Source organism: Pseudolysobacter antarcticus (assembly GCF_004168365.1).
Taxonomy (GTDB): Bacteria; Pseudomonadota; Gammaproteobacteria; order Xanthomonadales; family Rhodanobacteraceae; genus Pseudolysobacter; species Pseudolysobacter antarcticus.
Window position 1 is genome coordinate 4266817 of the sequence record NZ_CP035704.1, and the last position, 12778, is coordinate 4279594.

Annotated in this window: 13 protein-coding genes; 6 read left to right on the plus strand and 7 right to left on the minus strand. The window is 58.1% G+C overall.

Features of this window, described 5'->3' with window-relative positions:
- Positions 1-26: 26 nt before the first annotated feature.
- The 6 genes from ELE36_RS18305 to ELE36_RS18330 form a co-directional block, all read right to left on the minus strand.
- Positions 27-290: a hypothetical protein gene (locus tag ELE36_RS18305; RefSeq protein ID WP_129835853.1), complete on the minus strand. Its 264-nt coding sequence runs from the start codon at positions 288-290 to the stop codon at positions 27-29.
- A 3-nt stretch (positions 291-293) separates the two neighbouring features.
- Positions 294-1796 carry a DUF4331 domain-containing protein gene (locus ELE36_RS18310; RefSeq protein WP_129835855.1) on the minus strand — a complete coding sequence of 501 codons (1503 nt, stop codon included), beginning with the start codon at positions 1794-1796 and terminating at the stop codon, positions 294-296.
- A 235-nt stretch (positions 1797-2031) separates the two neighbouring features.
- Positions 2032-2739, minus strand: a complete 708-nt coding sequence (locus ELE36_RS18315) for an RES family NAD+ phosphorylase (RefSeq protein ID WP_129835857.1) — start codon at positions 2737-2739, stop codon at positions 2032-2034.
- Positions 2699-3073: an MbcA/ParS/Xre antitoxin family protein gene (locus ELE36_RS18320; protein WP_207215817.1), complete on the minus strand. Its 375-nt coding sequence runs from the start codon at positions 3071-3073 to the stop codon at positions 2699-2701. Before ELE36_RS18320 ends, ELE36_RS18315 begins: the two co-directional genes overlap by 41 nt.
- Before the next feature lie 109 nt (positions 3074-3182).
- The gene (locus ELE36_RS18325; protein ID WP_129835859.1) at positions 3183-3608 is read right to left on the minus strand and encodes a TfoX/Sxy family protein; all 426 of its coding nucleotides are present in this window, start codon (positions 3606-3608) and stop codon (positions 3183-3185) included.
- 13 nt (positions 3609-3621) lie between these two features.
- On the minus strand, positions 3622-4107 hold the full coding sequence (locus tag ELE36_RS18330; RefSeq protein ID WP_129835861.1) for a GAF domain-containing protein: 486 nt from the start codon (positions 4105-4107) through the stop codon (positions 3622-3624).
- A gap of 102 nt (positions 4108-4209) precedes the next feature.
- Here ELE36_RS18330 and ELE36_RS18335 point away from each other — a divergent pair, with 102 nt between their 5' ends.
- The 6 genes from ELE36_RS18335 (at position 4210) to ELE36_RS18360 (ending at position 11710) form a co-directional block, all read left to right on the plus strand.
- On the plus strand, positions 4210-4950 hold the full coding sequence (locus ELE36_RS18335) for a TMEM175 family protein (RefSeq protein ID WP_129835863.1): 741 nt from the start codon (positions 4210-4212) through the stop codon (positions 4948-4950).
- Entirely contained in the window at positions 4947-5630 is a 684-nt protein-coding gene (gene bioD, locus ELE36_RS18340) for a dethiobiotin synthase (RefSeq protein ID WP_129835865.1), read from the plus strand. The genes ELE36_RS18335 and bioD overlap by 4 nt, the downstream gene beginning before the upstream one ends.
- Before the next feature lie 80 nt (positions 5631-5710).
- Complete coding sequence (locus ELE36_RS18345; protein WP_129835867.1) at positions 5711-6058, plus strand: hypothetical protein; 348 nt, start codon at positions 5711-5713, stop codon at positions 6056-6058.
- 132 nt (positions 6059-6190) lie between these two features.
- Positions 6191-8353 (plus strand): peptidyl-dipeptidase Dcp, encoded by a 2163-nt coding sequence (dcp, locus tag ELE36_RS18350; RefSeq protein ID WP_242512304.1) that lies wholly within the window; start codon positions 6191-6193, stop codon positions 8351-8353.
- 146 nt (positions 8354-8499) lie between these two features.
- Positions 8500-10668 (plus strand): peptidyl-dipeptidase Dcp, encoded by a 2169-nt coding sequence (gene dcp / locus ELE36_RS18355; protein ID WP_129835869.1) that lies wholly within the window; start codon positions 8500-8502, stop codon positions 10666-10668.
- A 154-nt stretch (positions 10669-10822) separates the two neighbouring features.
- The gene (locus tag ELE36_RS18360; RefSeq protein ID WP_129835871.1) at positions 10823-11710 is read left to right on the plus strand and encodes a prohibitin family protein; all 888 of its coding nucleotides are present in this window, start codon (positions 10823-10825) and stop codon (positions 11708-11710) included.
- A gap of 29 nt (positions 11711-11739) precedes the next feature.
- On the opposite strand, the gene ELE36_RS18365 is transcribed toward ELE36_RS18360, so the two are convergent.
- Positions 11740-12723 (minus strand): HNH endonuclease, encoded by a 984-nt coding sequence (locus tag ELE36_RS18365; protein WP_129835873.1) that lies wholly within the window; start codon positions 12721-12723, stop codon positions 11740-11742.
- Positions 12724-12778 lie beyond the last annotated feature (55 nt).

The window sequence follows — 12778 nt, forward strand, 5'->3', positions numbered from 1 at the left end:
GAGTTGTTGTATGCATCAAGCGATGCTTATTGCGAACCAACAACGCTATCGAACGCGGTCGAATTGGTCTCGTCCGGGAAACTCAGCATTACGTCGTTGATTTCTGCAGGCAAGCTGTTGGCTGCCTGCGCGAGCAAGGTAATGACATAACTCGTGAAGCTGGTAGTGGTTGGTGGCGGCGGCGTAACCACCGGCGGCGGCACGCTGACGTTATGGTTACTATTCGAGCTGCCGCCGCAGCCCGCCAGCATGCTGCATGCCACAGCGATCGGCAAAAGCAAACGTTTCATGGTCTATCTCCCCGCCACGGCGTTGGTCGTGCCCGAGCTGCCGGTGTTTGGGGAACCCGGTAACGGTGCTTTGACATACGGGAATGCCGCGTCGAAATCGGTCGCAGTCAACGAGCTCTGATCGGTGTATGGCAACTGCCCCGATGGCGCCTGCGCGGCAGTCAGCAATACGCCCATCGCGGCACGCAGTGAAATATCCACGACGTCATCGCCGAGGCGACGACCGTTCGGGAAACCCGAGGTATCACCACCAAGTACACCGAGGGTATTTTGCGCGGCCGGTGCGAGCGCCGCGATGCTGGTATTCAAGCGCAGCATTTCGGCGGGCGTGACGGTCTTCGGCTGATTCAAGCCGGTGACGCCGGTGAGGAATACCGCCACCAGATCGGTGCGCGGAAATACCTGCGGCGCCTTCACGCCGAACAGCACTTCGAGCAATGCCGGCAGCGATGGATTGGTCACGTAGTTGGCGAACTGCGCATCGTCTTTCGGCTCGCTGGCGTTGAAGCGATCCTTGTCAGGCAAGCCGATCACGACTTCATTCACGAGCGGCATGCCGAGACGCGAAACCTGCGTCCACGCGCCACCGGCGACATGCGCACCCTGCGTACTGCTGGCACCGGCGACGACGCCTTTCGGATGCGGATTGATCACGTCGGCCTGATGCAGGCTGGCCGTAGTCCAGCCGCCGATTACCGGATCACCGCCGGTCGTGAGGCACGCAATCGGCACTTCGAGTTCGAGCGAGGTGACGTTTTTATCGGCGATGATATTCGGCTTGGCGCTGGGTGATCCGACCGGATTCAGATTGACCAGATCGAAGATTTCACCGAGATTGACGACGAACGGATCCTTGCGCTGGCCGACAAAAACGCGGCCCGCATCGCAGCCCGGAATACCGATGCTGAAGACGTGATTATTCGCGTACGCCGGATAGTTCGGAATCGACTTGTTGCCGATATTGTCGGTCGGTTTGCGGAAGCTTGTGCCGCCGCTGGTGAGATTGGTTGCGGCCTGCGACGTACCGGTGCGGCGATTGCCACGCACCACGTTCACGCTGTACGTTTCGATCAGGCTCTTGTTGGCATCGCCGTCGGTCACACCGGGGCCGATGCCGCCGATATTCAGCAGCGGCACGGGTACGGATTTGCCACCGATGCTCAACGCCGGAACCGCATAGGTATTCTTGAACTGGAACTGGAAGGTGATGTCTTCCTTGCCGTCGCCGTTGTTGTCGATTTCAATTTCGTACAACGCGTTCTGGTCGAGCGAGAAATAATTCGGGCCGCCGTACGAATCCTGCAACGGCAGGTAATCCGCGATCAAGGTGACGTAACCGTCCCGGCCTGATTCGTAACTGCGGAACATGTAGAAATCCGCGCCATCGACTTTTGGATGCTCGGTGATGAACGGCGCCTCGCGATGACTGGAGGCTTGCGCGGCCTGGCCCGCTGTCAGCGCAAGCAGCGCGACGGCAACGGCGTGCGTGATGGTACGAATTTTCATGAAATGCTCCCTGGCAATTGGATGAGTTGGCAGCGGTCAAAAGCCGCGGTCATGACTGAGTACGTCGACAATGCCGGTGTGGATGCATCACGCAAATTTCACGTCGCGCAGATCTTCGCCAGAAACTCGATCGATTCGAATTGCAGCCCTCGCGTGCAAATTATTTGTCGCGGATCGATACAAAAGCGAGAACGCCACGATTGATCTTTGGCGCGCTCGCGCCTGCGCGGTTCGGTCAAAAATCGGCCGCGGAAAACTCGAACACTTCGTCTTCGCGCTGCCACGTCACGTGCGTGCGTGACACGGTGAGAAACCACGTTTCCTGCTTCAGCGGTTTTGCGCTGGAGAATGCGAGCGGCGTGAGCACCGCGCCGCAATGTCCAATCTGCGGATCACGCACCGAGCGATAGCGGATCACGCCGATCTCGGCGGCGCGTGCGGTGCGGGCGAATTCCTGGGTCGCGCCGTAATCGTTTTTCTGCATCCAAACGAGGCGATCGCGCACGAAAGGTTTGTCGTCGAGATCGACCGTGATCGCTGCCACTTTTGCTTGAAACAAAGTCTGCGGTGATGGCCCGAGACCATTCAATCCCGCGCTATCGCTCATCAGGCGCCAGCGCCAATAGCCGAGTTCGGCACACGCGGTGCGACGCTCCTCGGCGCCGTACCAGACCGCCGGATCGGAAGCCGCACGAAAGCGCGAACCGAACGGCGTCGGATAGCGAAATGGTGTGGCCAGCAGATAATGCAGCTTCAACGCCTGCGCTGGCAGCGGCGGTTTGGCGCGTTCGAGCAAATCCTCGAGCAGCGATTGTTCGTCGACGTTGTCGGTCAGCCGCCGCGTCGAGGCGACATGCTGCGCCTCGACTGCGCGCCACAGCCGGAGCTGTCGCGACGCAGCCTTAGAGGCGACCGCGCGCGGCGTCCAGATAGTGGACGGCACGGACCAGCCCCTCGGTAGTGCGGATGAGTTCGCCGGGAATACCGCCGAGCGCCTTGTTCTCGCTCCACAACCATTGCTTGGCGACGCTATCGCTGGAGCCAACGATCGCATCTAGCGAACGGAACAGGCGCACAAACAACGCGGCGAGTTCCCATTGTTTGCTGTCTTCGGCAAGCTGATAACTGCCGCTGGCCATGCGCGAGGCGGTGGCCGAACTCACGCCGAGAATTTCGGCGATGCGGATCTGGCTGACTTCGAGCAGGCCGGCCGCGCGCACGACCGCCTTGGTCATCACACTGCGTGGTTGCGGCGCCAGTTTTCTTGCGGCATTCAAGGCGGATTCTCCTTATTGCTGGAGAAACAATACGCCGAATTTATTTCTGCGGCAAGTTGCCGGGAATTTCGCGGCGAAAGCAGCTAGGGATCAAAAACTCCAGGCCGGGTTATTCGAAACGGCTGCTGGCGCGGTCTTCGCGCGCCGAAGACTCTTCCGATTCCGATTCGCTCGAATCGTGTTGATGCGAATCCGAATCGCTGTCATCAGATGATTCGGCGCGTGCGCTGCGATCGCTCGCATCCGAGGCTTTCTGCCAGCGCGTGCGGATCGGCTGCGCGGTTTCCGATGCGGCCACTGCAGCCAGCAATTCTGCGCGGCGTTCCTCGGAGAGATCAGTCCAGTGACAACCATCGATCGCGCCGGCCAGTGAATACAGCAGGTTCAGGCTCACGCGAAAACCCGCGCGCTTGACCTTCATGAAGGATTCGACCGGGCCGATGCGTAGCAAGTCTTCCTGTGTCTTGACGCCGATCTGGCGCAGCCACGCCGCCGATTTCGGCCCGACATTGCGGATTTTTTCTGCGGTCGCCATTACTTGTCTCCGATCAATGCAATGCGGCAAGAAAAACCGCCGCCAACGTTTCCATGCCGACACGATCTTCGTCGTCGAAGCGCGCCGGGATCGGGCTATCCACATCCCACACGCCGATCAGTCGATCGTCCAGATACAACGGCACGACGATTTCCGAACGCGATGCTGCATCGCAGGCAATGTGCCCCGGAAATTCATCGACATCCACCACCAATTGCGTTTTGCGCGTCAGCGCCGCGGTGCCGCAAACGCCACGACCGAGCGCGATGCGGATACACGCGGGTTTGCCCTGAAACGGACCGACCACGAGTTCGCTGCCGTCGTAGAAATAAAATCCGGCCCAGTTCACATCGGGCAGCGCGTGATACACGAGTGCGGCAAAATTCGCAGCGTTCGCAATACGATCGCGCTCGCCAAACATCAGGCCGCGCGCCTGCTCGGCCAACTCCTCGTACAACGCGGTTTTGGTCGTGGCTTGCAGCGGTGCAGCAACAAACATGGCGGGCTCCGAACTGGCGCAATCCGCATTCTAGCGGTTCCGCGCCTTTGCCGCGCGCCGCGCAGTTGCTTATGCTCGACCTTTCGGAGGGAACTCACACTCATGCGCAAACCAAAATCGAGCGCCGACGTCTTGCAGGTTCGTCGCCATCAACCCACACGACTCGAAGGTTTTGTCGATGCGGCATTTGCGTTCTCGCTGACACTTGTGGTGATTTCGATCGGACATATTCCCGAATCGGTACCGGAAATGTTGCAGGCGTTGCGCGGCATTCCGGCGTTCGCCGTATGTTTTCTGTTGATCGCGCGGATGTGGAATTCGCATCGCAATTGGGGCCGCTACTACGCCATCGAGGATACGACCGGACTGGTCTTGAGTCTGCTGCTGGTGTTTCTGGTGATGTTGTATGTGTATCCATTGCGTTTGCTGTTTTCGCTGCTGTTCGCGGGCGCAAGCGCCGGCTGGATGGGCGACCACGACTTCGCGCTGCACACTCTTGATGAACTGCGTGCCGCGTACATTGTTTACGGCGTGGGCTTCGCCGCAATCGCGCTGGTTTTTGTATTGCTGTATGGCCACGCATTGCGCTTGCGCGACAGCCTGGCGCTCGCTGCCGATGAAGTGCTGGCGACACGTATGCACATGACGATGTGGCTGGGTACCGGGTCGGTGGCAATGCTGTCGGCACTGCTGGCAGCATTTCTTCCCGCCGAGGATGGCGCGACCACATTAGTGATCGCGTTGCCAGGCAACGTGTATCTTCTGATTTTCGTCGCACTGACAACGGTGAAGCGCTATTACATGCGCCGCATCGTCGCGCTACAGCGTGCGGATCCGGCATGAGTTGCAGCGTTTTCATCACCGGCACCGACACCGGCATCGGCAAGACAACCTGCAGTGCAGCATTGCTGGTCGCATTGCGAGGTAGCGGTTTGCGCGCCGTCGGCATGAAACCGGTGGCGAGCGGTTGCCGAGAAACCGCGCTTGGCTTGCGCAACGACGATGCCGAATTGCTGCTCGAGCATGGCGAGCCTGGCATCGATTACGCGCTGGTGAATCCTTATGCATTCGCCGCACCGATCGCGCCGTCGATTGCCGCGGCGGATGCGGGCACCGCCATTGAGCTCGACATTCTGCGCAGCGCTTTTGCGACGCTAGCCCGGCACAACGATGTTGTCGTGGTCGAAGGCGTTGGCGGCTGGGCGGCGCCGTTGTCGGCAACATTGATGCAAGCCGATCTGGTGCGCGAATTGCGATTGCCGGTGATTCTGGTAGTCGGCTTGCGGCTGGGTTGCATCAATCACGCGGTGCTCAGTGCGCGCGCGATTGTCGCGGACGGCTGCGAATTACTCGGCTGGATCGCCAATACGATCGATCCGCAAATGTTGCGTATCGAGGAAAATCTGGCGGCTTTGAAAAAGCTGCTACCAGCGCCGTGCCTGGGCCGGTTGCCGACCCAAAATCCGGCTGATCCGATCGCGCTTGCCAGCGAACTGGACGATGCCGTGCGCACGCTGGCCTGACCGCAGCGCGTTCACTTTGCCGTGCCGCATTGCCCGCCACACTTGCTAAACTTGGCAATCCAGCAAACTACGGAGTACGCATGTCGACCCAACGTTATTATTTGAGCATTGCCGATCTCGCGCACGCGCGCGGCGAAAATCCGGCATTTTCGTTTCAGGGTGTTTCCGCCGAGAGTTTTGCGCAGGCGCTGCAGGCCGCGTTGCGCAAGCCAACACTGTGGCAGCAATGGAGCGCGGATCAGACCGATCCCGACAGCATCGATCCGGCGCTTGGCCAGACTGATCCCAGCGCCACGGTGAGCGCCAAACAAGCCGATCTGCATGTCGATATCGAAGTCGTTACGTCGCTCTCGCACACGATCCTCAAGCATCGCCTGGCCCTGCTGGCCGGCCACAGCTGGGAACTGCACGACGTAAAACCCGCCTGAAATTGCCGCTCGACACAGCGCACGCATGCCTTACGACACATGCGTCGCGCTGATGCGGCTGGTTTACTGCGCCGTTGAAAACATATTCTGCCGCGCGAAGCCGCGCCGCCATTCACTACTGGAGACTTTCTCATGCATCGCTCACATGCCTGTTTGATGGCCGCGACGCTCGCGCTTGGCGCCTGCTCGGCAACGCCGCACAAAACCGCTGAAACCAAATCGCCACCGACTGCGGAAGCCGTTGCCGTGAATCCGTTTTTTACTGCCAGCACGTTGCCGTTTCAAGCGCCGCCGTTCGACAAGATCAAGGAAACCGACTACCAGCCGGCGATCGAGGAAGGCATGCAGCAGCACCTGGTCGAGATCGAAAAAATCGCCAACAACAGCGCACCGCCGAGCTTCGACAATACGTTTGTGGCGATGCAAAAATCCGGCGAGTTGCTGAATCGTGTGATGCGCTCGTTCGGTGCAGTGGCTGGCGCCAATACCAGCCCGCTACTGCAGAAAGTGCAGCAGGAAGAAGCACCGAAAATGGCCGCGCACCAAGATGCGATTACGCTCAACGGCAAACTTTTCCAACGCATCGAAACGGTTTACAAACAACGCGAATCGCTCAAGCTCGATGCCGAATCGCGGCGTTTGGTCGAAGTCACCTACGACAATTTTGTGCACGCCGGCGCGCGTCTTTCGGAAGCGGACAAGACCCGGCTAAAAGAGCTCAACAAAGAACAATCCACACTCAGCACGCAGTTTGGCAAACAGTTATTGGCCGCCACGAAAGATGGCGCACTGGTGATCGATGACAAGGCCAAGCTTGATGGTTTGTCGGATGCCGATATCACCGCCGCCGCGCAAGCAGCGAAAGATCGCAAGCTGGATGGCAAGTGGGTGGTGACGCTGCAGAACACCACACAGCAACCCGCGCTGCAAAGTTTGAACGACCGCAGCACGCGCGACGCGTTGTACAAGGCGTCGTGGGATCGCGCCGAAAAAGGCGATGCCAACGATACGCGCGACATCATCACGCGCATCGCGCAGCTTCGCGCCGAACAGGCCAAGCTGCTCGGTTACCCGAATTATGCCGCGTGGAAACTCGAAGACCAGATGGCGAAGACGCCGCCGACCGCGATCAAGTTCATGCAGAATCTTGTACCCGCCGCGACCGCGCGTGCGCGCAAAGAAGCGGCCGATATCCAGGCCGTGATCGATCAGCAGAAAGGCGGTTTCAAACTCGCTGCGTGGGATTGGGAGCATTACGCCGAGCAGGTGCGCAAGGCGAAATACAATCTCGACGAAGCGCAGATCAAGCCGTATTTCGAGATCGACAACGTGCTGCAGAACGGCGTGTTCTACGCGGCCAATCAGTTGTACGGCATCAGCTTCAAGGAGCGCCACGACATTCCGGTATATCAACCGGACGTGCGTGTGTTCGAGGTGTTTGATGCCGATGGCAGTTCGATGGCGCTGTTCTATTGCGACTATTTCAAGCGCGACAACAAGAACGGCGGCGCGTGGATGAGCAATTTCGTCACGCAGTCGAAAATGCTTGGTACCAAGCCGGTGATCTATAACGTTGCCAACTTCACCAAGCCGGCCGCAGGCGAACCGGCACTGCTGTCGTTCGCCGATGTGATCACCATGTTCCACGAGTTCGGCCACGGTCTGCACGGGCTGTTTGCGAGCTCGGAATATCCGCAGCTGTCGGGCGCCAATACGCCGCGCGATTTCGTCGAGTTCCCGTCGCAGTTCAACGAGCACTGGGCGACCGATCCGAAGATTTTTGCGCACTACGCGAAACACTACAAAACCGGTGAGGCGATGCCGCAGGCGCTGGTCGACAAGATCAAGAAATCCGACAAGTTCAACAAGGGCTACGACATGACCGAGCTGGTCGCCGCGGCGTTGCTCGACATGAACTGGCACACACTCAAAGCCGACGCAGCGAAACAGGATGCCGACAAATTCGAGGCGGCGGCGTTGAAGAAAGAAAAAATCGATCTGGCCTACGTGCCGCCGCGTTATCGTTCGAGCTATTTTTCCCACATTTGGGGCAACGGTTACGCCGCGGGTTATTACGCTTATCTATGGACGCAAATGCTGGCCGATGACGGCTTTCAGTGGTTCGTCGAGCACGGCGGCCTGACGCGTGAGAACGGCGATCGTTTCCGTGCGATGGTGCTGTCGCGCGGCAACACCGAGGATCTCGCCACGCTGTACAAGAATTGGCGCGGCAAAGAGCCGACCGTGCAGCCGATGCTGATCAATCGCGGCCTCAAGGACGCGGCGAAAAAATAATCACTGATATTGTCGTTTTGAAACGCCGCACGCGCCGACAAATCCCGACGCGTGTGGCGCCCGAATTATCCGTGCCGCAATACGGATCGCCAGACGTCGACAATGACTGGCTGTCGCTGCGGCTCCATCACCCGAGGAGACTACCCATGTATCGAACACATGTCTGTTTGATCGTAGCCGGACTGGCGCTTGCCGTTGGTTCTGCCATCGCCGTTGAAACGCCCGCCGCCAAGGCGCAACCCGCGAGCGCACCCGCCGCCATGAATCCTTTTTTCGCCAGCAGTACCTTGCAATACCAGGCGCCGCCGTTCGACAAGATCAAGGACAGCGATTATCAGCCCGCGATCGACGAAGGCATGAAACAGCAAATTGCCGAAATCGAAAAAATCGCCAATCAAACCGATGCCGCGACATTCGACAACACGATCGTCGCGATAGAGCGTTCCGGCGCATTGCTGACGCGCGTCGGCAAGGTATTTTTTGCGCTCGCGCAGTCCAACACCAACGACACGTTGCAGAAAGTGCAGGAAGTCGAAGCACCAAAACTCGCGGCGCATCAGGATGCGATTTTCCTCAATCCGAAATTGTTCGCGCGCGTGAAAGCCTTGTACGACCATCGTGTCGAACTCGATGCCGAATCGAAATTTCTGGCGGAACGTTATTACCGCAATTTCGTGCGTGCCGGTGCGCAATTGTCCGAGGCCGACAAGGCCAGCCTGCGCAAGCTCAACGAAGAAGAGTCAACGCTGCAGAATGATTTCCAGACCAAGCTGTTGGCCGCAACCAAGGCCGGCGCGATCGTCGCCAAGGACAAGAAGACGTTTGCCGGATTGAGCGACGGCGATATCGCCGCCGCCGCAGAAGCCGCGAAAGATCGCAAGCTCGATGGCCAATGGGTGCTGACTTTGCAGAACACCACGCAGCAGCCGGCGCAAGTGACCTTGAGCAATCGTGCAACCCGCGAGCAGCTGTTCAAGGCGTCCACCACGCGTACCGAACATAGCGATGGCAACGACGAGCGCGCCACCATCCAGCGCCTCGCGCAATTGCGTGCGCAGAAAGCCAAGTTGCTCGGATATCCGACGTATGCGGCCTACAGCCTCGAAGATCAGATGGCGAAAACGCCGGAACACGCGATCTCGCTGATGACCAACATGGTGCCCGCAGCGGTGGCGAAGGCCAAAGGCGAGGCAGACAAAATGCAGGCGTTGGTCGACAAGCAGAAAGGCGGCTTCAAGCTCGCGCCGTGGGATTGGCAGTTCTACGCCGAGCAGGTGCGCAAGGCCGAATATGATCTCGACGAAGCGCAGGTCAAGCCGTATTTCGAGCTTGATCGCGTGCTGCACGACGGCGTGTTTTTCGCTGCCAACAAGTTGTACGGCCTGACCTTCAAGGAACGTCACGACATTCCGGTGTATCAGCCCGACGTGCGCGTGTTCGAAGTGTTCGACGCCGACGGCAGCTCGATGGCGTTGTGGTACGCGGATTATTTCAAACGCGACAACAAGGCCGGTGGCGCATGGATGGACACATTCGTCGATCAATCTGGTTTGCTCGGTACGCATCCGGTCGCGTTCAACGTCTGCAACTTCACCAAGCCTGCCGCGGGACAACCGGCGCTGATCAGTTTTGATGACGCGACCACGATGTTCCACGAATTCGGCCACGCCCTGCACGGCATGTTTTCGAACGTGAAATATCCGCAGCTCGCCGGCACCAACGTGCCGCGTGATTTTGTCGAGTTTCCGTCGCAATTCAACGAGCACTGGGCGCTCGATCCGGCCGTGTTTGCCAACTACGCCAAGCACTACAAGACCGGCGAAGCGATGCCTGCCGCGCTAGTGGAAAAGATCAAGAAAGCGCGCACCTTCAACCAGGGTTTTGCGAGCACCGAATATCTGTCGGCCGCGTTGCTCGACATGGCGTGGCACACCTTGCCGGCTGATGCGCCGAAGAAAGATGTGGATGCTTTCGAGGCCGAATCGCTGAAGCGTTTCGGCACCGATTACGCCTTGGTGCCGCCGCGTTATCGCACGAGTTATTTCGCGCACATCTGGGGCGGCGGTTATTCGGCAGGTTATTACGCGTATCTGTGGAGCGAAGTGCTGGATGACGATGCGTATTACTGGTTCCGCGATCATGGCGGCATGACGCGCGAGAACGGCAAGCGCTTTCGCGACATGATCCTGTCGCAGGGCAGCACACAGGAAATGGCTGCGATGTATCGCGCTTTCAGCGGTCACGATCCGAGCGTCGAGCCACTGCTCGAACAGCGCGGACTGAAGCCGGAGAAAGCGGCCGAAAAATCCAAATAGTCTCGGGTTGAAATAGGTTAATCGAAGCGGGTCTGGCAACAGGCCCGCTTTTTTTTGACGTTGATTTGATGGCGCGTGATACAGGCAGTAATCGCTATTTGCTATTGTGCAAACGTCCAAGCCGACGTTTTACTCACCGCAAAAGGAATACCCCATGCTACCCGCTCAGTCCGCCTCCAATCTGCTGAAATATGCCGTTGTCGCCGCCGCGATTGTGCTGGCGCTGGTTTTCGCGTGGCCGTTTTACACCGTGCCCACGGGTTTTCGCGGCGTGGTCACGACCTTCGGCAAGATCACCAATGTGGAAGATGAAGGTCTGGTCATCCTGCCACCGTGGCGCAAGCTCAGCGTGTTCAGCATTCGCGCCGAACAAGCCGATATCGAAAGTGCGGAAGGCAGTACGTCGGATACGCAGCCGGTCAAGGTCAGCCTGACCGTGCGTTATTCGATTGCGACCGATCGTGTGTCGGAGGTATACGAAAAATATTCGCATAACGGCGATCTGTCGTCGTACGTGCAAACCGCGACGCAGGAAATCTTCAAGGCGGTCACGGCAAAATACAGCGCACCCGACCTGATCGCGCAGCGCGCCAAAGTATCGAGTGACATCAATACCGCGCTGCGTGAAAAACTCACGTTGTACGGCGCGTCGGTGATCAACATCGACATGCGCTCGTTCGCGTTTTCGCCGTCTTACATGAACGCGATCAACGAGAAGGTTACACAGGAACAATTGCGCCTCGGCGCCGAGAACAAACTCAAGACCGTCGAAGCCGAACAGAAGCAGAAAGTTGCCATCGCCGAAGCCGAAGCCAACGCGCTGCGTGCGCAAGCCGACGGCGAAGCCTATGCCACGCTCAAAGCCGCAACCGCGCAAGCCGATGCGCTGAAGGTGCAAAACGCCGCGCTGTCGCAGAGCAAGGAAGTGCTTGAGCTACGCCGCATCGAAGTCGAGCAGACCAAGGCATCGAAATGGAACGGCGCGTTGCCGACGTCGATTTATGCCGGTGCGCCGATTCCATTTTTGCATATCGAGAAGTGAATGAAGGAAACCAGCCAGCGTACATCACTCTAAATGCCTTCGAGAAATGTTGATCTCAACAACACATTATCGCGATGGTAGGAAAGAAAGTGCTGTTGCCGCTGTGAAAATTCGCCGACGTTTAGCCGCCGCGTAGAACTTATTCCCATACGCGTTAACGACTCCGGATCAGCTACAGGAGAGACGAGTACATCGCCGTTGTCATCAAAACCTATGAAACCCCGATCAAAAAGGTGGTCCGCGTTGGGTGTAAGCAACAATCCATTTTCGCCATCGAGCCGCTCTTCATTGCTTGCATCGCGCCAAGGTTTGCAATGACTGGCGCGCAGATGTTCGGCTCGATTTACCCCGGTGATACGGCATGCACGTTCTCGCTGCATGACACGCTCTTTAAATAGACCTTGGCCGCGTCGCGCTATGACTACGGCCTCCCGATCAGTCATCGTTAGGTTTTCATCGACACGCACCATTTCTAACTCATGCTCTTCCCACTGGATCAGACCAATAGCTGGCTGTATTTCGGCTCCGTCCTGAATTTGTCGTCCCTGCACCAAGTCACGCGCTTCCCTTCCGATCAGATCAATTAGTGCGCCAGCTAGCAATTCGGAAATGCCGGTCAAATAGACACTTTGCAGTCCATGACCATTTTCGCGCAATGGCGCATATCGAGTCGGAAGCAATCTAGATAGCCTAGCCATGTGATCCGATGGTCTGGTCTGGCTAATCAACTCCGCAAAGCGTACATCTACTCGCCAACCGATTCGATCCCAACGAATTCCTGCTGCACCAAACTCCGCAGGCTTCGGAGCCTCGTACGCGTGAGAGGCAATGATTCCAATAGCCTTGATGAAAGTGTCAGCGAACGAGAAAACAATATCGCCGGGAGCTACTTCGCGCATGAAGTCGTAGAACGGATTACGACTGCCGTTGCTCTTCAGCTTAGGAGACCAAAGGTAACCGCCCGGCACTTCGTGCCGGTAGGTCTGCTTTTGATTAACCCACCAATAGCGCATATGTCACGAGTCTATCCGAAACATCTACGCGGCATGAACGTTGTGCCAAAGCTGA